Origin of the sequence: Bordetella holmesii (assembly GCF_020735985.1) — a bacterium.
GTDB classification, from domain to species: Bacteria; Pseudomonadota; Gammaproteobacteria; order Burkholderiales; family Burkholderiaceae_B; genus Bordetella; species Bordetella holmesii.
Genome location: NZ_CP085973.1, coordinates 315,604 through 339,727 on the forward strand (window position 1 = coordinate 315,604; position 24,124 = coordinate 339,727).

Annotated in this window: 10 protein-coding genes, 2 tRNA genes, 3 rRNA genes and 2 pseudogenes; 11 read left to right on the top strand and 6 right to left on the bottom strand. The window is 60.2% G+C overall.

Going from position 1 to position 24,124, the window contains the following annotated elements; translation table 11 throughout:
- Positions 1-133: 133 nt before the first annotated feature.
- On the top strand, positions 134-916 hold the full coding sequence (locus LK440_RS01505; RefSeq protein ID WP_017685262.1) for a DODA-type extradiol aromatic ring-opening family dioxygenase: 783 nt from the start codon (positions 134-136) through the stop codon (positions 914-916).
- Positions 917-981: 65 nt separating this feature from the next.
- Here LK440_RS01505 and acnA read toward each other — a convergent pair whose 3' ends face one another.
- Positions 982-3,687, bottom strand: coding sequence for an aconitate hydratase AcnA (gene acnA, locus LK440_RS01510; protein ID WP_005016075.1), 2,706 nt, complete (start codon positions 3,685-3,687; stop codon positions 982-984).
- Between the two features lie 248 nt (positions 3,688-3,935).
- Positions 3,936-4,538: a transglycosylase SLT domain-containing protein gene (locus LK440_RS01515; RefSeq protein ID WP_005016073.1), complete on the bottom strand. Its 603-nt coding sequence runs from the start codon at positions 4,536-4,538 to the stop codon at positions 3,936-3,938.
- A gap of 268 nt (positions 4,539-4,806) precedes the next feature.
- Here LK440_RS01515 and LK440_RS01520 point away from each other — a divergent pair.
- Positions 4,807-7,006, top strand: a pseudogene (locus tag LK440_RS01520) (TonB-dependent receptor).
- A gap of 196 nt (positions 7,007-7,202) precedes the next feature.
- On the opposite strand, the gene acnB reads toward LK440_RS01520, so the two are convergent.
- Positions 7,203-9,794, bottom strand: a complete 2,592-nt coding sequence (gene acnB / locus LK440_RS01525) for a bifunctional aconitate hydratase 2/2-methylisocitrate dehydratase (RefSeq protein ID WP_005016071.1) — start codon at positions 9,792-9,794, stop codon at positions 7,203-7,205.
- 160 nt (positions 9,795-9,954) lie between these two features.
- On the opposite strand from acnB, the gene LK440_RS01530 reads away from it, so the two are divergent.
- Positions 9,955-10,560: a 3'-5' exonuclease gene (locus LK440_RS01530; RefSeq protein ID WP_227944759.1), complete on the top strand. Its 606-nt coding sequence runs from the start codon at positions 9,955-9,957 to the stop codon at positions 10,558-10,560.
- 15 nt (positions 10,561-10,575) lie between these two features.
- On the opposite strand, the gene LK440_RS01535 is transcribed toward LK440_RS01530, so the two are convergent.
- Entirely contained in the window at positions 10,576-10,866 is a 291-nt protein-coding gene (locus tag LK440_RS01535; protein ID WP_005016069.1) for an antibiotic biosynthesis monooxygenase family protein, read from the bottom strand.
- 183 nt (positions 10,867-11,049) lie between these two features.
- On the opposite strand from LK440_RS01535, the gene LK440_RS01540 reads away from it, so the two are divergent.
- On the top strand, positions 11,050-11,928 hold the full coding sequence (locus LK440_RS01540) for an EamA family transporter (protein WP_005016068.1): 879 nt from the start codon (positions 11,050-11,052) through the stop codon (positions 11,926-11,928).
- Complete coding sequence (locus tag LK440_RS01545) at positions 11,925-12,695, top strand: TSUP family transporter (protein ID WP_005016066.1); 771 nt, start codon at positions 11,925-11,927, stop codon at positions 12,693-12,695. Before LK440_RS01540 ends, LK440_RS01545 begins: the two co-directional genes overlap by 4 nt.
- Position 12,696: 1 nt before the next feature.
- Here LK440_RS01545 and LK440_RS01550 read toward each other — a convergent pair whose 3' ends face one another.
- A complete protein-coding gene (locus tag LK440_RS01550) occupies positions 12,697-15,081 on the bottom strand; it encodes a DUF3772 domain-containing protein (RefSeq protein WP_101557887.1) in 2,385 nt (794 codons plus the stop codon).
- Positions 15,082-15,177: 96 nt separating this feature from the next.
- Positions 15,178-16,098, bottom strand: a pseudogene (locus LK440_RS01555) (LysR family transcriptional regulator).
- A 223-nt stretch (positions 16,099-16,321) separates the two neighbouring features.
- Here LK440_RS01555 and LK440_RS01560 point away from each other — a divergent pair.
- The 6 genes from LK440_RS01560 to rrf all read left to right on the top strand — a co-directional run bounded on the left by LK440_RS01560 (position 16,322) and on the right by rrf (position 24,059).
- Positions 16,322-17,839, top strand: coding sequence for an acetyl-CoA hydrolase/transferase family protein (locus LK440_RS01560; protein ID WP_005016064.1), 1,518 nt, complete (start codon positions 16,322-16,324; stop codon positions 17,837-17,839).
- Positions 17,840-18,813: 974 nt separating this feature from the next.
- Positions 18,814-20,345: ribosomal RNA gene (locus tag LK440_RS01565) — 16S ribosomal RNA — on the top strand.
- A gap of 97 nt (positions 20,346-20,442) precedes the next feature.
- Positions 20,443-20,519, top strand: a tRNA-Ile gene (locus LK440_RS01570).
- A gap of 20 nt (positions 20,520-20,539) precedes the next feature.
- A tRNA-Ala gene (locus LK440_RS01575) sits at positions 20,540-20,615 on the top strand.
- A 314-nt stretch (positions 20,616-20,929) separates the two neighbouring features.
- A 23S ribosomal RNA gene (locus LK440_RS01580) occupies positions 20,930-23,809 on the top strand.
- A 137-nt stretch (positions 23,810-23,946) separates the two neighbouring features.
- Positions 23,947-24,059, top strand: a 5S ribosomal RNA gene (gene rrf, locus LK440_RS01585).
- The 16S, 23S and 5S rRNA genes sit together here with 2 tRNA genes alongside, the layout of an rRNA operon.
- The last annotated feature ends 65 nt before the right edge of the window (positions 24,060-24,124 follow it).

Genomic DNA, 24,124 nt, shown 5'->3' on the forward strand with positions numbered 1-24,124 from the left:
GAATAGTTTACCGCTGTCGGCGTGTCGGCTTCGCAATTGTTGCCAATTCGGGAATGGTCCATAAGTGATTAGAGGCTTTATTGCCGGTTGCCGCGCGCGCACAATGGATCCATCAACATTTGGAAGTAATGCGATGACCTGGCCTGTTCTCTTTGTTTCTCACGGTTCTCCCATGCTCGCTGTCGAGCCGGGCCGCACCGGCGCCGTCCTGCAGCAGTGGAGCGCAGCGCAGCCGGACAAACCGCGCGGCATACTTGTGGTCTCGCCCCACTGGATGGGGCATGGCTTGGCCGTATCCACCCGAGACCGGCAGATCGCCTGGCACGACTTTGGCGGCTTCCCGCCCGAGCTGTATCAACTCCAGTACAGCCCGCAGGGATCCCCGTCACTGGCTGCCCGGGTGCGTGACGTGCTGGCGGCCTCGTCCATCGAAGCGGCCGACGACGTCCGCCGGCCTCTGGATCATGGCGCCTGGGTGCCATTGCGTTATCTGTACCCGCAGGCCGATGTGCCGGTGGTCCAGCTGGCCCTGGATGTCGGGCGCGATGCCCGCGGGCAATACGACCTGGGTCAGGCACTGGCGCCGTTGCGCGAGGAGGGCATTCTCATCATCGGCTCGGGCTCGCTCACGCACAATCTGCGCGACGTACGCATGCCGCAGTCAGCGCCACCCAGTGCGTACGTGCCCGGTTTTCAGCAATGGTATGCCGATCGGCTGGCCGCCGGCGATCTGCCCGCCCTGTTTGACTGGCAGAGGCTGGCGCCTGGCGCGGGCCAGGCGCACCCGCACGATGACCACCTCATGCCGCTTTACGTGGCGCTGGGTGCTGGCGGGTTGCCCGCACGGCGCCTCAATGATGAGGTCAGCTACGCGGCGTTGGCCATGGATGCCTACCAGTTCGGCCTCGATGCCTGAGCTGCCTGCCCAATGCATCACGCCCCGCAAGCGGGGCGTGATGCATGATGGACCGAAGCCGCCGGTCAGGCAGCCAGTAACTGGCGCAGCACGAAGGGCAGAATGCCGCCGTGCAGGTAGTAGTCGACCTCGATGGGTGTATCGATGCGCAGCAACAACGTGACGTCCTGCTTGCTGCCATCCTTGCGATGAATGGTCAGAGTGACATCCTGCATGGGTTTGATGCCATGCTCCAGACCCGAGATGTCGTAGGTTTCCTCACCGGTGATGCCCAACGACTGCACGCTGTCGTCGCCCTTGAACTGCAAGGGAAGCACGCCCATGCCGACCAGGTTGCTGCGGTGGATGCGTTCGAAGCTGCGCGTGATCACGGCCTTGACACCCAGCAACTGCGTGCCCTTTGCGGCCCAGTCGCGCGAGGAGCCCGTGCCGTACTCTTCGCCGCCGAACACCACCGAGGGCGTGCCCTGAGCCACATAGCTCATGGCGGCGTCATAGATGGACATCTGTTGGCCCGAGGGCTGCAGCAGCGTTTCGCCGCCTTCGAAGCGGCTGCCATCGGCGCGCGCCGGAATCATGAGGTTCTTGATGCGAACGTTGGCAAAGGTGCCGCGCATCATGATCTCGTGATTGCCCCGCCGTGAGCCGTAGCTGTTGAAGTCGGCTTTGAGCACGCCATGATCCTTGAGCCATTTGCCGGCGGGCGAGGTCTCCTTGATCGAGCCTGCCGGCGAGATATGGTCGGTGGTGACTGAATCACCAAAAACGCCCAGCGCGCGCGCGCCCTTGATCACCGGGATGCTGCCCGGCGTCATGCTGAAGTCCTGGAAGAACGGCGGTTCGGCGATATAGGTCGAATCAGGCCAGTTGTACGTGTCGCCCGACACGCCCTTGATGTTCTCCCAGAGCTTGCCAGGATTGCTCTTGACCTGGCTGTAGTTGGCCTGGAAGGCTTTCGGGTTCATGGCGAATTTCAGCAATGCGTCGATTTCTTCGGTCGACGGCCAGATATCGCCCAGCCATACGTCGCCATGCTTGCCGCGGCCGACCGGCTCGGTCATGAGGTCGCGCGTCATGGTGCCGGCCAATGCATAGGCCACCACCAGCGGGGGCGAAGCCAGGAAGTTGGCCTTGATGTTCGGATGAATCCGCGCCTCGAAGTTGCGGTTGCCCGACAGCACGGCTGCGCAGATCAGATCGTTGCTGGTAATGGCTTCGTTCAGATCCGGCGTGAGGTCGCCCGCGTTGCCAATGCAGGTCGTGCAGCCGTAGGCGGCAATATCAAAGCCGAGCTTCTCCAGATAAGGCAGCAGTCCGGTCTTGGTCAGATACTCCGTGACCACGCGCGATCCGGGCGCCAGCGAGGTCTTGATGTGCTTGGGCACTTTCAGACCGGCTTCGACGGCCTTCTTGGCCAGCAGGCCCGCGGCCAGCAGCACGCTCGGATTGGACGTATTGGTGCACGACGTAATGGCAGCAATGAGGATGTCGCCATTCTTCAATTTGGTGCCGGTGCTGGTCGTGAAGACTTCCGACAGCTTCTGCGCGGGCTGATTGAAGCCGTTCTCGGCGATGGGCTTGGAGAACAGATCGATGAAGGTGTTCTTCACATTGCCGATCTCGATGCGATCCTGCGGGCGTTTGGGGCCGGCCAGCGAGGGCGCGACCGTGGACAGGTCCAACGTGAGCAGCTTGCTGAAGTTGATCTCGCTGGCCTTGGGCACGCCGTACATCTTCTGCGCCTTGAAGTAGGCTTGGAACGCCGCGATTTCTTCCTCGGTACGGCCCGTACCCTTGAAGTAATCGATGGTGCGGTCGTCCACCGGAAAAAAGCCCATGGTCGCGCCATACTCGGGCGCCATGTTGCCGATGGTGGCTCGGTCGGTGACCGACAGGCTGGCGGTACCTTCACCACAGAATTCGACGAACTTGCCCACGACCTTTTCGCGGCGCAGCATCTCCGTGATGGTCAGCACCAGATCGGTGGCGGTGACGCCGCCGCGCAACTGACCCTTGAGCTCGACGCCCACGACATCGGGGGTCAGAAAATACACGGGTTGGCCCAGCATGCCGGCTTCGGCCTCGATGCCGCCCACGCCCCAGCCCACCACGCCAATACCATTGATCATGGTGGTATGGCTGTCAGTGCCCACGAGCGAGTCCGGGTAGTAGACGCCCGTTTTCTTGTCCTGGTGCACACCGCGCGCCAGGTATTCCAGATTGACCTGGTGCACGATACCGAAGCCCGGGGGCACGACGCCGAAGGTGTCGAAGGCCTGCATGCCCCATTTCATGAACTGGTAGCGCTCGCGGTTGCGCTGAAACTCCAGTTTCATATTCAGGTCGAGGGCATTCTTGGTGCCGAAATAATCGATCATCACCGAGTGGTCGACCACCAGGTCCACGGGCACGAGGGGTTCGATGCTCTTGGGCGACTTACCCATCGTCTCGGCGACCGAGCGCATGGCGGCAATGTCGGCCAGCAACGGCACTCCGGTAAAGTCCTGCAGAACCACGCGAGCGACCACGAACGGAATCTCGTCCTCACGCTTGGCGTTCGGTTGCCAGTTGGCCAACTGGCGGATGTGCTCTTCTGTGACCTTCTGGCCATCACAGTTGCGCAGCACCGACTCCAGCACGACACGGATGGACACCGGCAGGCGCGAAATATCGACGCCCAGCGACTTGCCGAGCGCCGGCAAGGAATAGTACTGACAGGTTTTTTTCCCTATCTTGAAGGACTTCAGGGTGTCGAGCGTGTTTTGCGGCATGATGGACTCCGGTTGTTTGACCGCGTAGAACCACCATTTTCTGGCGGTCGTGCGCATTTGTCATGATACGGCGAGCGGCGCGGCCCGCATTGTGCAGTGCCTTCAATCTTATATAAGACCGGGATGTCCGGTCAAAGTTCAGGCGCTCGATGCAGCGGCCAGGGCAGGGCGGTCAGGCCCGGCGCGCGCCGGATCTTTATTATTACCAAGTTTCCATGACGCGCGCCTTGCTGCGCGCCACGCCAGGGCTAAAACAGCCAGCCGCCCCGGCTCAGTTCGCGCTGGCACTGCTGGTACTGCGCGCCGAACCGCTCGGCACGGGCTTGAACCTGGCGCGCGACCCGTTGCAGCCAGGCTTTGCGCTCAAAGCTGCGGTTGCGGTAGCCCGTCCAGCCTTCGTGGTAATTCAGGTACTGCCCATAGGCATCCCATTTGGAAATACTGTTGATGCGTTGGGTCTTGGCCATGTACCAGCCCATGAAGTCGATCGAGTCGGCGAAATCGTCCCGGTTTGCCAACCAGCCGCCGGCCTCGCGCTTGTAATCCTCCCAGGTTTCGTCCTTGGCTTGTGCATAGCCATAGGCCGAACTGACGCGTCCCCAGGGGATGAATCCCAGAAAGTAATAGCGTGGGGGCAGCGCATCGTGTTTGAAACTCGACTCCTGGTACATCATCGCGATCGGCACCTGCACCGGCGCGCCCCACTTTTCCTGAGCCTTGAGCGCCGCGTCATGCCATTGCGGCTTCTCGCGGAAGATGGCGCAGATATTCTCGGGATCGGCGGGCGGGCGTGTGCTGGCGCAGCCGCTCAAGATCAGCAAGGTGGTGAGAAGGGCCAAACGTGGAAGCATCGGCGGCGTTCTGCGGCAATGGTCAGGCCGATTCTAAGGGGTGGCGGCCGGAATGCCCGAAGGCGGATTAGGGATGCGCGGGGGAAGATGCGGCATGGTTGTTGCATGCGCGCCACGCAATATGCTGAAAATAAGCTTACAAATGAGAATCATTCTCCTCGTTGGTTATTATTCAGCCCGAGCCGGGACGGCATCGGCGGCCCACATACCGTTTGTGCAGTGTGGCCTGGTGTATCCCGTGACAAGACCTTATCCCTCCGGACGATCAATGAAAAATCTCCCCCGTCTCGCTTATTTGGCGGCCGTCCTGCCCTGGGGCGTCCTCCACGCTCAATCGGCGCCGGCCACCAGCGACAATTCCGTCACCCTCGGTTCGATCAAGGTCGAGGCCAGTGCCGATGCCTCCGCTGCCGGTCTGGCCCCGGCGTTCGACGGTGGACAGGTCGCCACGGGCAGCCGTGCGGGGATTCTGGGTACGCGCGACAACCTGGAGACGCCGTTCTCCATGACGAGCTACACCAGCGAGTTGATCAAAGACCGACAGGCGCGCAGTGTGGCCGATGTCCTGCAAAACGATCCTGGCGTGCGCGTGGCGCGTGGCTTTGGCAATTTCCAGGAATCATATTTCGTGCGTGGTTTTCTGCTTAGCTCGGAAGACATCGCCTATAACGGTCTCTATGGCCTGATGCCTCGTCAGTACATTGCTTCGGAGTTCTTCGAGCGCGTCGAGGTGCTGCGTGGGGCATCCAACTTCCTGACCGGCACGCCGCCGACCGGCGGCGGTGTAGGGGGCGCCATCAACCTGGTGCCCAAGCGCGCCCCGAATGAGCCGCTGACCGAATTCACCACGGGTATTTCTTCTGGCGGCGCGGCGCAGTTCTCGGCCGACATCGCCCGCCGCTTCGGCCCGGATGACAGCACCGGCATCCGCATCAACGTCGGCCAGCGTGGCGGCGAAAGCGAGGTCGACGGCGAGTTCGGCCGGACTACTGCCGCGTTGGTCGGCCTGGATTGGCACAACGACCGCGCACGGATTTCGGCCGACATCGGTTATCAGTACAACCGTATCAAGCGCGGTCGCCCCAACGTTTCGTTGGCAGGCACCGCCACGTCGGTACCGGATGCGCCGCATTCGAGCACCAACTACGCACAGGACTGGAGTTACTCCAACGAGCGCGATGTTTTCGGTACTTTGCGTGGCGAGTACGACCTTACCGACACCCTGACGGCCTATGCGGCCTACGGCCATCGCGACAGCAAAGAAATCAACTCGTTGGCCAACGTCAACAACGTCGATTCCTCCGGCAACGGAAACTTCTACCGTTTCGATAACGTCCGCAAAGACAAGGTCGACACCGGTGAAATCGGCTTGCGTGCCAAGCTGGACACCGGGCCGGTCAAGCATGAAGCGGTACTGGCGGCCTCTTACTTCGAGCTCGAGAAGAAAAACGCCTATGCGATGGACTATGCCAACACCACGGCGACCAACATCTATAGTCCGGTGCACAGTCCCAAACCCGCTTTCAGCGCGGCCACGCTGTTTGGCAACGATCTGGGAGACCCCGCGCTCAACGGCCGCGTGCGCATGACCAGCGTTGCCTTGGGTGACACGATGTCGGTGCTCGACGACAGCGTGCTGCTCACGCTCGGACTGCGGCATCAGCGTCTCTACAGCCGCGACTTCGCCTACAACACCGGCGTGGGTTCCAAGGCGTATGACGAAAGCCGCAATTCGCCGGCCGCCGGCATCGTCTGGCGCGTCACGCCGGAAATCTCGCTGTATGCCAATTACATCGAGGCGCTGACGGCAGGCGATACTGCACCGGCCAACTCTAACGGCCTTCCGGTGACGAACGCGGGCGCCATGCTGCGTCCTTACGTCTCCAAGCAAAAGGAAGTGGGCGTCAAGCTGCAGCGTGACGGCATTGGCGCCGGCCTGGCCTTTTTCTCCACCGACAAGCCCCGTTCCTTCGTCAATGCCAATCAGCAGTTCACGGAAAGCGGCAAGGATCGCCACCAGGGCCTGGAGCTGACCTGGTACGGCCAGGTGGCCCCCAGCGTTCGCGTGCTGGGTGGCGTGACCTGACTCGATGCCAAGCAGCGCTCCACCGGCTCCAATACCACCGATGGCAAGCGCGTGATCGGCGTGCCGGAATACCAGGCCAACCTGGGTGTGGAGTGGGATATCCCCGGCATCGAAGGTCTGTCTATCGACGGTCGCGTGGTCTACACCGGCTCGTCCTACGTCAATGCGACCAATACGCTCAAGGCGCCGGGCTTGGACCCGTCTGGATGCCGGCCTGCGCTACGCCACCGAAATCAGTGGCCACACGGTGGTCTGGCGCGCGCGCGTCGAAAACCTCGCCAATCGCGACTATTGGGCATCGGTGGGCGGCTACCCCGGCTATGGCTACCTGGTGCAAGGTGCGCCGCGTACCTTCACGTTCACGGCCAGCATGGCATTCTGATCCTTCTGCGAGCCAAACCGGCGCTATTGCCGGTTTGCCAAGGCCCGAAACCCCCGATAGCCTCGTGGCTGCCGGGGGTTTTTTTGTGGCCGCCGATTGGGCCGCCGCGCAGCGGCCCAAAAACGACAAACCCTCCGTTTGACGGGAGGGTTTGTCGTTTCAGCCCGGCCGGGGTGGGGCTGGAGGGGCTGCCAGCTTAGACGGCGACCGAATCGGCCACGTCTTTGTAGTCAGCGATCTGATCGAAGTTCAGGTACTTGTAGATCTGGTCGCCACTCTTGTTGATGACGCCCATATCGGACAGGTACTCTTCCTTCGTCGGGATGCGGCCCAGACGCGAGCAGATGGCTGCCAGTTCCGCCGAACCCAGGTAGACATTGGTGTTCTTGCCCAGGCGGTTGGGGAAGTTGCGGGTGCTGGTCGACATGACGGTCGCGCCCTCGCGGACTTGTGCCTGGTTGCCCATGCAAAGCGAGCAGCCCGGCATTTCGGTGCGGGCGCCAGCAGTACCGAAGACACCGTAATGGCCTTCCTCGGTCAACTGCTGGGCATCCATCTTGGTCGGCGGAGCCACCCACAGCTTGACCGGGATATCGCGCTTGCCTTCGAGCAGCTTGGACGCTGCACGGAAGTGGCCGATATTGGTCATGCAGCTGCCGATGAACACTTCGTCGATCTTGGCGCCGGCGACATCCGACAACGTCTTGACGTCGTCAGGGTCGTTGGGGCAGGCGACGATGGGTTCGTGAATATCGGCCAGATCGATTTCGATCACGGCAGCGTACTCGGCATCGGCATCCGGCTCGAGCAGCTTGGGGTCGGCCAGCCAGGCTTCCATGGCCTTGATACGGCGAGCAATGGAACGCTCGTCTTCGTAGCCATTGGCGATCATCCACTTGAGCATCACGATGTTGCTGTTGATGTACTCAATGATGGGTTCTTTGTTCAGGCGCACCGAGCAACCGGCGGCCGAACGTTCAGCCGAGGCGTCCGACAGTTCGAAAGCCTGTTCGACCTTCAGATCAGGCAGGCCTTCGATCTCGAGAATGCGGCCGGAAAAGATGTTCTTCTTGCCTTGCTTGGCGACGGTCAGCATGCCTTGCTTGATGGCATACAGCGGAATGGCGTTGACCAGATCGCGCAGCGTCACGCCAGGCTGCATCTTGCCCTTGAAGCGCACCAGCACCGACTCCGGCATGTCCAGCGGCATGACGCCGGTGGCAGCGGCAAAGGCCACCAGGCCCGAGCCGGCCGGGAAGGAAATCCCGATCGGAAAGCGCGTGTGCGAGTCGCCGCCAGTGCCGACGGTGTCGGGCAGCAGCATGCGATTGAGCCACGAGTGAATCACGCCATCGCCCGGACGCAGGGAAATGCCACCGCGCGTGCTGATGAATTGCGGCAGCGTGTGGTGCGTCTTGACGTCCACGGGCTTGGGATAGGCTGCGGTGTGGCAGAACGACTGCATCACCAGATCGGCCGAGAAGCCCAGGCAAGCCAGATCCTTGAGTTCGTCACGGGTCATGGGGCCCGTGGTGTCCTGGCTGCCCACCGAGGTCATCTTCGGTTCGCAGTAAGTGCCCGGGCGCACGCCCTGGCCTTCAGGCAGACCGCAGGCGCGACCGACCATCTTCTGAGCCAGGCTGAAGCCTCGGCCGCTGTCGGCCGGATCCATGGGCAGGCGAAACAGCGTCGAGGGCGGCAGACCCAGCGCTTCACGGGCCTTGGCAGTAAGACCGCGGCCGATGATGAGCGGAATACGGCCGCCGGCGCGCACTTCGTCAAACAGGACATCCGACTTGACCTGGAATTCGGCAATGACCTCACCGTTCTTCAGGGCCTTGCCGTCATAGGGGCGCAGCTCGACGACATCGCCCATTTCCATCTTGGAGACGTCCAGCTCGATCGGCAGGGCGCCGGCATCTTCCATCGTGTTGTAGAAAATGGGAGCGATCTTGCTGCCCAGGCACACGCCGCCGAAACGCTTGTTCGGCACGAAGGGGATGTCTTCGCCCGTGAACCACAGCACCGAGTTGGTTGCCGATTTGCGCGAAGAGCCGGTACCGACCACGTCGCCCACATAGGCGACCAGATGGCCTTTGTCCTTGAGCGATTCGATGAACTTGACCGGGCCGCGCTTGCCGTCTTCTTCGGGCTGGAAGTTGGCGCCTTCGCGCTTGTTCTTCAGCATCGCCAGAGCGTGCATGGGGATGTCCGGGCGCGTAGTCGCGTCGGGAGCGGGCGACAGGTCGTCGGTATTGGTTTCGCCCGGCACCTTGAAGACCGTGATGGTCAGGCTCTGGGGCACTTCGGGGCGGCTGGTGAACCACTCGGCATCGGCCCAGCTCTGCAGCACGCCGCGCGCATTGGCATTGCCCTTGTCCGCTTTTTCCTTCACATCATGGAAGGCGTCGAACATCAGCAGGGTTTTCTTCAGGCCTTCGGCGGCAACCGTGCCTACCTCGGCGTCATCCAGCAGTTCGATCAGCGGGCCGATGTTGTAGCCGCCGAGCATGGTGCCCAGCAGTTCGGTTGCCTTGGCGCGGCTGATCAGCGCACACGATTCTTTGCCCAGCGCGACGGCGGCAAGATAAGACGCCTTGACCTTGGCGGCGTCATCCACACCGGCCGGGACGCGATGCGTCAACAGGTCCAGCAGGAAGTGCTCTTCGCCCGCGGGCGGGTTCTTCAGCAGTTCGATCAGGTCAGCGGTTTGTTGGGCGGAAAGCGGAAGCGGGGGGATGCCCAGCGCGGCGCGTTCAGCCACATGTTGGCGGTACGTTTCCAGCATGAGAGGCCTGCGAGTGTCGGTTAGTAGGAAGTGTGGGCATTTTAGAACCAACCGGCGTTCGCAAGCAAATGTCTTATATCTTATATAAGACCTGTGACCTGTGCGCCACGGCCCACGGGCGGACCTACAATGGCAGCTTTCCTGTCTGCTGGGGTTGGACTTGCCACCTTCTGTTGCCTTGCGCCGTCGCCCGTCTACCTCCGACGCGGCTACCTCGCGCGCCTTGCGGGCGCTGAGCGGCGATTTCGTGGTTGCCGACCTGGAGACCACGGGGTTGTCGGCGGCCTCCTGCGAAATCCTTGAGTTTGCAGCGGTTGCGGTGGATATCGAGGGGTGGATCACGCGCGAGTTCAGTCAGGTGGTGCGTATCCAGGGCACCGTCCCGAGTTTTATTGCACGGCTGACCGGCATTTCCCAGCAGGAAGTCACCCGGCAAGGACAGCCCGTCGAACAGGTCTTCGGCGACTTTCGTGCGTTTGTCGGAGCCGCGCCGGTGTTTTTTCACAATGCGGCCTTCGATACGCGATTCCTGCTGGCGGCCTCGCAGCGTTGCGGCCTGCCATTCGACAACGAAACCTATTGCACCTTACGGCTGGCCCGCCAGGCCTGGCCGGAGCTGGCCTCGCACAAACTGGGCATTCTGGCCCATCATCTGGGCGCGGCCACCCCTACCCACCGGGCGCTGGCCGATGTCCATACGACCGTGGCCGTGGTCCTGGCCGCACGAGCTCGCCTGGCGGTCAGGCAGACGCCTGCGCCCGTTTAGGGGCGCCAGGCGCGATCAGACCACGCGTGCTTCGTGGTGGACTTGCGGCGGCGCGGCAAAATGCTCGCCTACCAGTCGGCGCCACTCCTGAAAGTCAGCCGAATTGCGGAAGTCCACCATGTGGTTGTCTACCGTTTCCCACTGGACTACCAGGGTGTAATCCTGCGCCGACTCTTCCCAACGATGCAATTCGACGCCATGGCAGCCTTTGGCGCGCAGAAACAATGGCACGGCAGCTTTGACGCCGGCCTCGAATGCGGCTTCCTGGCCGGCCTTGATACGAATGCTGGCGATTTCCTGGATCACGTTGATTCTCCTTGAAGAGCGCGGCCTGCGGCCTGCGGATCGCAGCATCCTAGCGTGAAGCTGTCACGCTTGCCCATGGGCCGGGCCTGCGGCGGATGCTTACCGACGCCTTAATGCGTGGCCAGCGAGGCTGTGGACACTTCGGTACACTCGCCTTCTTTGCCATCCGCCGGCGGCGCTGCCATGCCCTTTACCCATTTGTTGTTGGCCTTGTTAGTGGTTTTCATCTGGGGCACCAACTTCGTCGTCATCAAATGGGGGCTGGCCGATTTTCCTCCCTTTTTGTTCGCCGCCTTGCGCTTTGTGTTGTGCGTAGTGCCCTGGCTGTTTTTTTTCCGCCGGCCGAACGTTCCATGGTCCGCGATGGCGGCGGTGGGCGTATTGCTGGGCGCAGGCCAGTTCGGGCTGCTCTATTGGGCCATGCAGGGCAGCATTTCGCCCGGCCTGGCTTCGCTGGTGGTGCAGTCGCAGGTGTTTTTCACCATCATTCTTGCCATGATCCTCGCTGGCGAACGGCCGCGCCTGGGCCAGTATGCCGCATTGAGTCTGGCCGCAGCCGGGTATCTGCTGGTGGCCTGGCACAGCGTGGCGGACCCGATGGCCGCCGTGACGCTGGCAGGCCTGGGACTGGTGCTGGCTGCCGGATTGTGTTGGGCCTGTGCCAACACCGTGGTGCGTGGAGTCGGCCGCGTCAATATGGCCGCATTTATCGTCTGGAGCAGTATCTTTGCCATCATTCCCGTGCTGGGTATCAGCCTGCTCGTGGAGGGCCCGGGCCGTATCGTTGACGCCGTCACACATGCCAGCTGGCTCGGTTGGGCGACTGTGTTCTGGCAGGCCGTGGGCAATACCGTGCTGGGCTTCGGCATCTGGAACTGGTTGCTGGTGCGGCATCCGGCCGCGTTGGTCACGCCATTGGCGCTGCTGGTGCCGGTGTTCGGCATGGTGTCGTCCACGCTTTTACTGGCCGAACCATTGCCGGGCTGGAAGATCCTCGCGACGTGCCTGGTCCTGTGCGGCCTGGCCCTGAATATCTATGCCGGCCGGGGCCGTCGCGCATGAGTCCCGGTCAGCACGTGCTCTTTCTGCTGGCTGTCGCGCTGGCGACCTACGCGCAGACCATGACGGGCTTCGCCTTCGGGTTGGTGCTGCTCGGCCTGTCCAGTCTCGCCGGCCTGGCGCCGTTGCCCGATATGTCCAATACGGTCAGCATCCTGACACTGATCAATGCGCTGGTGGCCATAGGCCGCAACCGTCCGCAAGTGAATTGGGCCTTGCTGCGGCCGGCCTTGATCAGCAGCCTTGTCGGCGTCGCGCTGGGCGTAGCGGCCCTCGATCTCATCCATGGCAGGCTGTCCGTGATCCTGCAATGGTTGCTGGGGCTGACCATTCTGGTGTGCGCATTCATGCTGGTAATGCAGGCCCGTCAACTGGCGCAGATCTCGTCCCGGCGGGTATTTCTGTCGTTTGGCCTGGTATCCGGGCTGCTGGGGGGATTGTTCTCCAGCGCGGGCCCACCCATGGTGTATCAGTTGTACCGGCAGCCGCTGCCCCTGGCCGTCATCCACAATTCGCTGCTCGTCCTTTTCGCGGCCAATGCCGTCGTTCGCCTGAGCCTGGTGACATGGCAGGGCAGCATTCATGTCAACACCCTGTGGATGAGTCTGGAAGCCTTGCCGGTCGTCGTTATCCTGACCATGCTGGTGCGCCGCTTTGCCTCGGCGCACGCCATCCGGTCAGTCAAACGCATGGTTTTCGTACTGCTCATCGCGGCGGGGCTGGGTTTGTTCGTCCCCGCCTCGCGCACCTTGCTCCAGATGATATTGTGAGTCAGAGCGGGGCGGCCGCCGAGCTGGGCGGCGGCTCCAGCGGCGGGCTATTGTCGGCGCGCAACACCATGGTGTTGGGCGAAGACATCTCCAGGCCCGCCTCGTCCAGCCTGCGCAGCATCTCGAACAGTAGCGCGCTGCGTACCCCGTAGGCCGTGCGCGGAGAGCTGACGTACGCCTTGGCGTTGAACAGCAAATGACCGTTGTCGATGCCGTCCAGATAGACATTGGGGGCGGGACTCTCCAGGATGTTTTCATGGGCGGCAAACGCCTCCAGCATGATCTGCCGCACCTGTTGAGCGTCCGTCGACAAGGGCATGGGCAATTTGATCTGCACCAGGCCGATGGGATTGGCGTGCGTGACGTTACGTACGGTCTTGGTGATGAACTCCGAGTTCGGCACGATGACCGTAGAACGGTCGCTCATCTGGATCTCGGTGGCGCGCACGTTGATGCGTTGAATGTCGCCCTCGATGCCTCCTAACGACACCCAGTCGCCGACCTTGACCGGCCGCTCGGCCAGCAGGATGAGGCCGGACACAAAGTTTTGAACCACCGCCTGCAAGCCGAAACCGATACCCACTGACAGCGCGCTGGCGATCCACGCCACGCGTTCCAGGCCGATGCCCAGCGCAGATAAAGCAAGAGCGACGGCAACCACCACGCCAGCGTAGCCAAACAGCGTGGCCGCCGACACCTGCATGCCGGGATCCAGCTCGGTCGTGAGCAAATAACGTGTGGCCAGCCAGCGTTTGAGCAATCTGACCGATAGCAGGCCAGCGGCCAGCACCAGCAGAGCCTGGGCAACGGCTCCCGGACGGATCTGGACCTCGCCTATCTGCAGGCCTTTGTATAGCTGATCCAGCCTGTGAAGCAGGTCGGTGGGAGCTTCTCCGAACGGCGCAAGCAAGAGAACCACGGCGATGAGTATCACCATCAGCCGGCCGACCCCAGACAGCAGAACCCCCGCCTGCCCGCGCAGACGCGTCTGCAGGGTCGGCGGCTCTTCTTTGGCCGGCCCGCCCAAAAGCGTCGTGAAGCCATCGTCGATCAGCACGGAGGCCAGATAGGCCGTGGCCATGACGATCAGTGTCCAGATGGTCTGCCGGACGAGAAAACTGCCCAGCGCCGCATAACCGGTCAGTAGCGCCAGCAGGCTCAATCCCAGCACGATCCAGGCGATGACGGTGAGTGCGGCCAGCCATAACGGCCGGGGAGGGGGCGTCTCGCCCAGCCGGCGGCGTAACCGTTCGGTGCGCGCCAGCGCCGCCATCAGTACCAGCGTCATGACCGTGACGACCAGACTGTTCAACGCGATCGTGCCGGTCAGGCTGGCGTTGATGAGCACGGGCAGGCGTTCGGCCAACCAGGCAGCCACCACGAGTATGCCCAGTGTCAGAGGCAGACGGCGCAGCCCGTCGGCGGCCACGTCGGGCAGGGGCGGCAGGCGCCAGGAAGGACGGTGAATGGACAGCAACGCATAACCGAGTCCCGCCACGAAACCGCCGAAAGCCGCCATCTCCACCAGACTGGTCAGCAGTATTTGCACATCGTCGGCGATTTCGCCATGCCAGGTCAGGCCGATGACCACCAGCTCAGCGACCAGCGCCGGGGCGAGGGTCGACAGCGCCACAACCGCCACGGCGAGCACCGAACGCCGCAGTCTGCCGGGTGGCACGCGGGTGGCGGTCAGCCTCAACAGCATCTGCCCGGCCCAATAGCGCAGGGCAACCCCTACCGCGACCAGAACGGCGATCGACGTCCAGACCCAGCCCGGAGTATCGGCCACTGTGGCGTAGAGGTCGTCTAATAGATCACTCAACCGCGAAAGGTCGCGGGGCAGTTCGCCGCGCAGCTCCGACCAGAAGCTCGAGGCCAGCAACGAGCCACGGCGTTCACCCAGTTTGGCCTGAAACTGGGTGCGGCGCAGCGCCGAAATCTGCTCGGCCGTCTGGGCGGCTTCGACCGAAAGCAGGCGGGCAAGTTTTACCTGGGCATCGAGGTTGCGATTGTTCTTTTCCAGTTGGGCGCGTTGCGCGGCCACATCTGGCGTGTCCCGGGCGCCGTCGGCGATCGGGCCCAGTTCGGTCAGCCGCGCGGTTACGCTGGCTTGCTGAGGCGCCAGCGCCTCGGCGATGGCATCGGCCTGCGCCTGTATCTGCAAGGCATCGCTGCGGCGCTGGACCAACACATCGTCATTGGTCTGCTGGTCCAGATCTTTGCGCAGCGCATCGATGGTCTTGCGGGCCTCGGCCAGGGTCGTCTCGGCGTCCGCGGCCGCCGTTGCGGGCGGTGCCCCGGCCGCGTTGCCCAGCGCCAGCGCCAAGGACAGGACGACAAACAGGCGCATGCAGGCCATGCGCCAGAAAGAGAGAGTCGGTTTCATGGTCAATGCTCAAGGACTGAGCCAGAATAGCAAGCGGCGCTTCGCCATGTGCAACAGGGACATGCAGCGATGCAACAGGATATATCGGCAGGCAGTTTACGCCTGCTCGGACGACGCGGCTTGCGCCCGCGCTCCCGCACCAAGAATTTCATCGCAGACCTCGAGCCAGGCACGGGCGGCATAGGAGAGATAACGGTCGCGCACCCATATATGGCCGATTTCCCACTGCACGCCGGCGCGGGCCAGACGCGCCATGGTCAGGCCCCGCGTTTTGAGCATCTGCACCAGCGGTTCGGGCAGAATCGCCGTGCCCAGCCCTGAGCCGGCCATGGCGGCCAGAAAATCCCAATGCGCGCTTTGCGCGGCGATCTGCGGATCGAAGCCGGCAGCCTCGCAGGCCTGTCGTAACCGGCGGGTCAGTGCGAAATCGTCAGTGGGTATGAGCAAGGGCACCTCGCGCAACGCGGTCAACGGCAAGGTGAGTTTTCCCGCCCACACCGCATCAGCGGGCCCCACCGCCCACAGCGAATAACTGCCGAAACGCCGGGCCTGTAGCGGTCCGTTGGCGGCCACGGGCAACACGGTGGCGCCCACTTCGATTTCTCCGGCGGATACCAGACGTTCGACCGCCTAGCCGGTGCCCTCGCGCAGACTTAGGCGGATCTGTGGATAGCGCTGCCGAAAGCATTGAACCACGGGGATAAAAAGCAGGTTGATCATGGGCGGGATACCCACTTCGAGTTCGCCGCGTTCGAGTTCGACCGCCTGGCGCACTTCGGCATTGAGCTGACGCATTGCGCCCAGGATATGCAGGCCGCGCTCGTAGACGATGCGGCCCGTATCGGTGGGGCGGGCGGTATGGCCATCGCGGATCAACAGTGGGGTGCTGACCTCATCTTCCAGTTGCCGAATCATCTTACTGACGGTCGACTGCGTCACGAATAACTTTCTGGCCGCCTGCGTGAAGCTGGCGCAACCGACGGTTTCGACGAAGTAACGCAGCGCGCGGATATCCATAAGCGTCAAATGATGAAAAAAACGACTTAACTTGATGATTTTAAGTCATTACGAGATTCTTCCGGGCGTTTCTATACTCCAGAGATCACGCCATACGCCGGCAGCAGCCCGCGATGGCGAATTGGAAAACGCCGCGATAGACGGTGTCCAGGCATGTGGAGACCCGATCTGTCAGCAACGTGCCGTGGGCGCTCGTTGGTCGGCACAGAAGTCTGGAGACACCATGGACCTCGACCGTATCCGTCACGCCGGCCTGCGCTCGCGTGTGACGACTGCCCAGGCAGCCGTCGAACTCATTCAGAATGGCATGACCGTTGGCATGAGCGGCTTCACGCGCGCTGGCGACTGCAAGGCCGTGCCGGCCGCGCTGGCCGAGCGCGCCGGACAGTTCCCCCTGCAGATCACGCTTATCACCGGCGCTTCGCTGGGTCACGATACCGACAAACGGTTGGCCGACGCCGGTGTGCTGTCGCGTCGCCTGCCATTCCAAGTCGACAGCACGTTGCGTCGCAAAATCAATCAGGGCGACGTGCGCTTCATCGACCAGCATCTGTCGGAAACCGTCGAGCAACTGCGCAGCGGCCATATCGGTCCGATCGATGTGGCCATCATCGAAGCGGCCGCCATCACCGAAGATGGCAGCATCATTCCGACCATGTCCGTGGGCAATTCGGCCTCCTTTGCCGAGCAGGCTGCCGTCGTCATCGTCGAAATCAACCAGAGTGTGCCGGTGGAGATCGAAGGGCTGCACGATATCTATGTGCCGGCGGCCCACGGGCAGCGCCAGCCTTTGCCGCTGATCGCGGCGGATCAGCGCATAGGCAAGAGCGCCATCGCCGTCGATCCGGCCAAAATCGCGGCCATCGTGTTCACCGACGCGCCGGACAGCCCCTCGAACGCGTTGCCCGCCGACGAAGAAACCGCCCTGATCGCGGGCCATATCGTGCGCTTTCTCGAAGGCGAGGTGGCTGCCGGCCTACTGACGCGGTCGCTGTTTCCTCTGCAGGCAGGCATCGGCACGATTGCAAATGCCGTACTGCAGGGGTTCGAGCAGGCGGACTTTGAGGGCCTGACAATGTATTCGGAGGTGCTCCAGGACAGCGCCATTTCCCTGCTCGACAGCGGCAAGCTGGCGTTTGCCTCGGCGTCGTCCATCACCGTGTCTCAGCCGGTCTATGAAAAACTGCTCAATAACCTGGACGACTACCGAGACAGGCTGGTGCTGCGCCCGCAGGAAATCAGCAATGCACCGGAAATCGTACGGCGATTGGGCCTTATCGCCATCAATACCGCCCTGGAGTTCGACATCTACGGCAACGTGAACTCCACCCATGTGGGGGGGACCCATATGATGAACGGCATTGGTGGATCCGGGGATTTTGCCCGTAACGCTCATCTGGCAATCTTCGTGAGCAAGTCCGTCGCCAAAGATGGCGAGGTCTCCAGTGTGGTGCCCATGGTGCCTCATGTGGATCACAACGAGCATGACGTCGACATCCTGGTGACCGAGTGTGGTCTGGCAGATCTGCGGGGCTTGTCGCCCCGCGAGCGGGCTCAGGCAGTCATCGCGAATTGCGTTCATCCCACATACCGTGCCGCGCTGCAGGACTACTACGACCGCGCCTGTGAGCGGGGCGGGCAGACGCCGCATCTGCTCGAAGAGGCTTTCTCCTGGCACCAGCGTTACAACGAATCCGAGTCGATGCGTCTGCCGGAGCCTGCCAACCGGCGTGCGGCTTGATCCTTGTCTCCGGCGCGCGCGGCGTCCCTTTAAGGGCCCAGGGCCCTTTTTTCATCTGTGCCGGCCGGCGGCGGCCTTCTATATATAGGGAGCGTCTTCTGACGAGGGCCGCCCTTCCCGGGTTCCTGGCGGGGACGGGGTGTCACGGGGTTATCCCTGTCAGGGCAACTACGGGTCTGGTTTTGACAGATAAAAAACCGTGCTATAGTTCGCCCCCTCGCAGCACAGACAGCAACGCAGATGCAACGCAGTCGGTGTAGTGAGGACCGAAGCGAGATTGGTTTTTCGGTTTCCGAGGCGATTGCCGCATGAGCGGGGCGCAGGAAGCGGGAAGTGATTTCGAACACGGGGAGTGAGGATTAGGCGAAGAGCCGGCCGGGATTCCAGTGTTGCACGACGGTGTAGAAATAAAGCGGCTTCGGTTGCATGATCTGCAAAAGTTGTGTTATAGTTTCGGGCTTGGCAGTTAACGAAACGTCAGGGTTAATCCTGATCTGCACTGAAAGGCGCAGGACGCTTCGCTAGTTGCTAAGCAGGGTTGCCGAGGGGTGATCCCGGGGGCGCGAGTCTCTGAGGAGGTGGTGAGTTGGCAAGGCAAACGTGAGCAGAAGAAATTTTGCGAGCGTCGCGAAAAAAGCGAAGCCGAGTTGACAAACTTAAAAAACTTCTTCATAATCTCGTTTCTCTGCTGCTGACAACGATGCAGCGACGACAGCAAGGCAAGGCGCTGTAAGTTGCACGACGTTGGCAGGCAAGCGAAGCAGTTTGGCAGTACCGCTCTTTAACAATTAAACAACCGATAAGTGTGGGCACTTGATGTGAGTGCGCAACGACTGGGTTTCAGCCTGGTCGGGAAGCGAAACTATCAAGTGCTCATATATGAAGTAAGGAATAGTTTTTCGAAACTATCCCTCACTTCCTTTGAGCAAGCGAAAGTCGTCATTGGGTAACACTGATGGCGCAACACAGAGATTAAACTGAAGAGTTTGATCCTGGCTCAGATTGAACGCTGGCGGGATGCTTTACACATGCAAGTCGGACGGCAGCACGGGGCTTCGGCCTGGTGGCGAGTGGCGAACGGGTGAGTAATGTATCGGAACGTGCCCGGTAGCGGGGGATAACTACGCGAAAGCGTGGCTAATACCGCATACGCCCTACGGGGGAAAGCGGGGGACCTTCGGGCCTCGCACTATTGGAGCGGCCGATATCGGATTAGCTAGTTGGTGGGGTAACGGCCTACCAAGGCGACGATCCGTAGCTGGTTTGAGAGGACGACCAGTCACACTGGGACTGAGACACGGCCCAGACTCCTACGGGAGGCAGCAGTGGGGAATTTTGGACAATGGGGGCAACCCTGATCCAGCCATCCCGCGTGTGCGATGAAGGCCTTCGGGTTGTAAAGCACTTTTGGCAGGAAAGAAACGGCACGGGCTAATATCCTGTGCAACTGACGGTACCTGCAGAATAAGCACCGGCTAACTACGTGCCAGCAGCCGCGGTAATACGTAGGGTGCAAGCGTTAATCGGAATTACTGGGCGTAAAGCGTGCGCAGGCGGTTCGGAAAGAAAGATGTGAAATCCCAGGGCTTAACCTTGGAACTGCATTTTTAACTACCGAGCTAGAGTGTGTCAGAGGGAGGTGGAATTCCGCGTGTAGCAGTGAAATGCGTAGATATGCGGAGGAACACCGATGGCGAAGGCAGCCTCCTGGGATAACACTGACGCTCATGCACGAAAGTGTGGGGAGCAAACAGGATTAGATACCCTGGTAGTCCACGCCCTAAACGATGTCAACTAGCTGTTGGGGCCTTCGGGCCTTGGTAGCGCAGCTAACGCGTGAAGTTGACCGCCTGGGGAGTACGGTCGCAAGATTAAAACTCAAAGGAATTGACGGGGACCCGCACAAGCGGTGGATGATGTGGATTAATTCGATGCAACGCGAAAAACCTTACCTACCCTTGACATGTCTGGAATCCCGAAGAGATTTGGGAGTGCTCGCAAGAGAACCGGAACACAGGTGCTGCATGGCTGTCGTCAGCTCGTGTCGTGAGATGTTGGGTTAAGTCCCGCAACGAGCGCAACCCTTGTCATTAGTTGCTACGAAAGGGCACTCTAATGAGACTGCCGGTGACAAACCGGAGGAAGGTGGGGATGACGTCAAGTCCTCATGGCCCTTATGGGTAGGGCTTCACACGTCATACAATGGTCGGGACAGAGGGTTGCCAACCCGCGAGGGGGAGCCAATCCCAGAAACCCGGTCGTAGTCCGGATCGCAGTCTGCAACTCGACTGCGTGAAGTCGGAATCGCTAGTAATCGCGGATCAGCATGTCGCGGTGAATACGTTCCCGGGTCTTGTACACACCGCCCGTCACACCATGGGAGTGGGTTTTACCAGAAGTAGTTAGCCTAACCGCAAGGGGGGCGATTACCACGGTAGGATTCATGACTGGGGTGAAGTCGTAACAAGGTAGCCGTATCGGAAGGTGCGGCTGGATCACCTCCTTTAAGAGCTTGAGTGCTCGTGTCAAGTGTCCACGCTTATCGGTTGTTGTTATATAGCTGCTGGATCGGTGGCTGCTGATCCGAGAGAGAAAGGTTTCGCGGGTCTGTAGCTCAGTCGGTTAGAGCACCGTCTTGATAAGGCGGGGGTCGTTGGTTCGAATCCAACCAGACCCACCAAGGTTTCCTGAGAGGGAAATGGGGGTGTAGCTCAGCTGGGAGAGCGCCTGCTTTGCAAGCAGGATGTCATCGGTTCGATCCCGTTCACCTCCACCAAAGCCTGTCCAGAGGATGGGTGTGGGGCGAGACCAGAAGGCGAGAGAGCAACGCTTAGTGCTGCGAGTCAGTGTTAAGCGTTGGGTTTTGGCCCGACAGCTATATATGTTCTTTAACAATTTGGAAGAAACACAACGTAAAGTGTTCGTTTAGTAGTCGGCGCGAGTCGATGAGGACGGATACGGGTTGTGATTGCATGATTTTGTTCCAAGTCTCAAGAACTGGCTGGGCGCGCAAGCGTTTGGTCAGATGCTTTGAACTTATGAACGGCACAAGCACGAATGAACAGCACCTATAAGACTTTAGTGTTATAGGATCAAGCGACTAAGTGCATATGGTGGATGCCTTGGCGATCACAGGCGATGAAGGACGTAGTAGCCTGCGAAAAGCTGCGGGGAGCTGGCAAACAAGCATTGATCCGCAGATATCCGAATGGGGAAACCCACCGCGCAAGCGGTATCCCTGGCTGAATACATAGGCCAGTGGAGGCGAACCGGGTGAACTGAAACATCTCAGTAGCTCGAGGAAAAGAAATCAACCGAGATTCCGAAAGTAGTGGCGAGCGAAATCGGAAGAGCCTTTACGATTTAGCATTTTGCATAGTCGAACGGAATGGAAAGTCCGGCCGTAGCAGGTGATAGCCCTGTAGACGAAATGCAGAGTGTGGAACTAGGCGTAAGAGAAGTAGGGCGGGACACGTGAAATCCTGTCTGAAGATGGGGGGACCATCCTCCAAGGCTAAATACTCGTGATCGACCGATAGTGAACCAGTACCGTGAGGGAAAGGCGAAAAGAACCCCGGAAGGGGAGTGAAATAGATCCTGAAACCGTATGCATACAAACAGTCGGAGCCTCTTTATGGGGTGACGGCGTACCTTTTGTATAATGGGTCAGCGACTTACATTCAGTGGCGAGCTTAACCGAATAGGGAAGGCGTAGCGAAAGCGAGTCCGAATAGGGCGTCCAGTCGCTGGGTGTAGACCCGAAACCAGATGATCTACCCATGGCCAGGTTGAAGGCACGGTAACACGTGCTGGAGGACCGAACCCACTAGTGTTGAAAAACTAGGGGATGAGCTGTGGATAGGGGTGAAAGGCTAAACAAATCTGGAAATAGCTGGTTCTCTCCGAAAACTATTTAGGTAGTGCCTCAAGTATTACTGCAGGGGGTAGAGCACTGTTATGGCTAGGGGGTCATGGCGACTTACCAAACCATGGCAAACTCCGAATACCTGCAAGTACAGCTTGGGAGACAGAGCACCGGGTGCTAACGTCCGGACTCAAGAGGGAAACAACCCAGACCGCCAGCTAAGGTCCCGAATTATCGCTAAGTGGGAAACGAAGTGGGAAGGCATAGACAGTCAGGAGGTTGGCTTAGAAGCAGCCACCCTTTAAAGAAAGCGTAATAGCTCACTGATCGAGTCGTCCTGCGCGGAAGATGTAACGGGGCTAAGCGATAAACCGAAGCTGCGGGTGTGTACTATGTACACGCGGTAGGAGAGCGTTCTGTAAGCCTGCGAAGGTGGCTTGTGAAGGCTGCTGGAGGTATCAGAAGTGCGAATGCTGACATGAGTAGCGATAAAGGGGGTGAAAAGCCCCCTCGCCGTAAGTCCAAGGTTTCCTGCGCAACGTTCATCGGCGCAGGGTGAGTCGGCCCCTAAGGCGAGGCAGAGATGCGTAGCTGATGGGAAGCTGGTTAATATTCCAGCACCGTCGTACAGTGCGATGGGGGGACGGATCGCGGAAGATCATCAGGGTGTTGGATGTCCCTGTTGCTGCATTGAAGATGGCGCTTAGGCAAATCCGGGCGCGTAAATCAAGGGTGTGGCTCGAGCGAGCATGTCTCGCGAAGTGATTGGAAGTGGTTCCAAGAAAAGCCTCTAAGCTTCAGCTGTACGAGACCGTACCGCAAACCGACACAGGTGGACGGGATGAATATTCCAAGGCGCTTGAGAGAACTCGGGAGAAGGAACTCGGCAAATTAATACCGTAACTTCGGGAGAAGGTATGCCCCGGTAGTGTGAGGCGCCTGCGCGCTGAGCATGATGGGGTCGCAGAGAATCGGTGGCTGCGACTGTTTATTAAAAACACAGCACTCTGCAAAGACGAAAGTCGACGTATAGGGTGTGACGCCTGCCCGGTGCCGGAAGGTTAAGTGATGGGGTGCAAGCTCTTGATCGAAGCCCCGGTAAACGGCGGCCGTAACTATAACGGTCCTAAGGTAGCGAAATTCCTTGTCGGGTAAGTTCCGACCTGCACGAATGGCGTAACGATGGCCACACTGTCTCCTCCCGAGACTCAGCGAAGTTGAAGTGTTTGTGATGATGCAATCTACCCGCGGCTAGACGGAAAGACCCCATGAACCTTTACTGTAGCTTTGCATTGGACTGTGAACCGGCCTGTGTAGGATAGGTGGGAGGCGCTGAGCTCGAGTCGCTAGATTCGAGGGAGCCGACCTTGAAATACCACCCTGGTTTGTTTGCGGTTCTAACCTTGGTCCGTTATCCGGATCGGGGACAGTGCATGGTGGGCAGTTTGACTGGGGCGGTCTCCTCCCAAAGTGTAACGGAGGAGCTCGAAGGTACGCTAGGTACGGTCGGAAATCGTGCTGATAGTGCAATGGCATAAGCGTGCTTGACTGTGAGACTGACAAGTCGAACAGGTGCGAAAGCAGGACATAGTGATCCGGTGGTTCTGAATGGAAGGGCCATCGCTCAACGGATAAAAGGTACTCTGGGGATAACAGGCTGATACCGCCCAAGAGTTCATATCGACGGCGGTGTTTGGCACCTCGATGTCGGCTCATCTCATCCTGGGGCTGTAGCCGGTCCCAAGGGTATGGCTGTTCGCCATTTAAAGAGGTACGTGAGCTGGGTTTAAAACGTCGTGAGACAGTTTGGTCCCTATCTGCCGTGGGCGTTGGATACTTGACGGAGCCTGCTCCTAGTACGAGAGGACCGGAGTGGACGTACCTCTGGTGTACCGGTTGTCATGCCAATGGCATTGCCGGGTAGCTAAGTACGGAAGAGATAACCGCTGAAAGCATCTAAGCGGGAAACTCGTCTGAAGATTAGGTATCCCGGGGACTAGATCCCCCTAAAGGGTCGTTCAAGACCAGGACGTTGATAGGTCGGGTGTGGAAGCGCAGTAATGCGTTAAGCTAACCGATACTAATTGCCCGTGCGGCTTGATCCTATAACTCTTTAGTCTTACATATACGATTGCTGGCCAGTTCGCGCCAGTGCCGTCTGAACATACATCAACGCAACCTCAGTTGCTGCTTCTTCCAAATTCAAGCCGTTGACAACGCGTCAACCGCTTAGCCGGTTACGCCTGACGACCATAGCAAGGTGGCCCCACTCCTTCCCATCCCGAACAGGACAGTGAAACGCCTTCGCGCCGATGATAGTGGACGTACGTCTGTGAAAGTAGGTCATCGTCAGGCTTTTATTCCTCAAAACCCCGTAAGCTATCCGCTTACGGGGTTTTGTTTTGCGCAAAACATTTACA

Coding starts and splice junctions, on each gene's coding strand:
- LK440_RS01505 (WP_017685262.1), top strand. CDS start 134: ATGACCTGGCCTGTTCTCTTTGTTTCTCACGGTTCTCCCATGCTCGCT.
- acnA (WP_005016075.1), bottom strand. CDS start 3,687: ATGCCGCAAAACACGCTCGACACCCTGAAGTCCTTCAAGATAGGGAAA.
- LK440_RS01515 (WP_005016073.1), bottom strand. CDS start 4,538: ATGCTTCCACGTTTGGCCCTTCTCACCACCTTGCTGATCTTGAGCGGC.
- acnB (WP_005016071.1), bottom strand. CDS start 9,794: ATGCTGGAAACGTACCGCCAACATGTGGCTGAACGCGCCGCGCTGGGC.
- LK440_RS01540 (WP_005016068.1), top strand. CDS start 11,050: ATGCCCTTTACCCATTTGTTGTTGGCCTTGTTAGTGGTTTTCATCTGG.
- LK440_RS01545 (WP_005016066.1), top strand. CDS start 11,925: ATGAGTCCCGGTCAGCACGTGCTCTTTCTGCTGGCTGTCGCGCTGGCG.
- LK440_RS01550 (WP_101557887.1), bottom strand. CDS start 15,081: ATGAAACCGACTCTCTCTTTCTGGCGCATGGCCTGCATGCGCCTGTTT.
- LK440_RS01560 (WP_005016064.1), top strand. CDS start 16,322: ATGGACCTCGACCGTATCCGTCACGCCGGCCTGCGCTCGCGTGTGACG.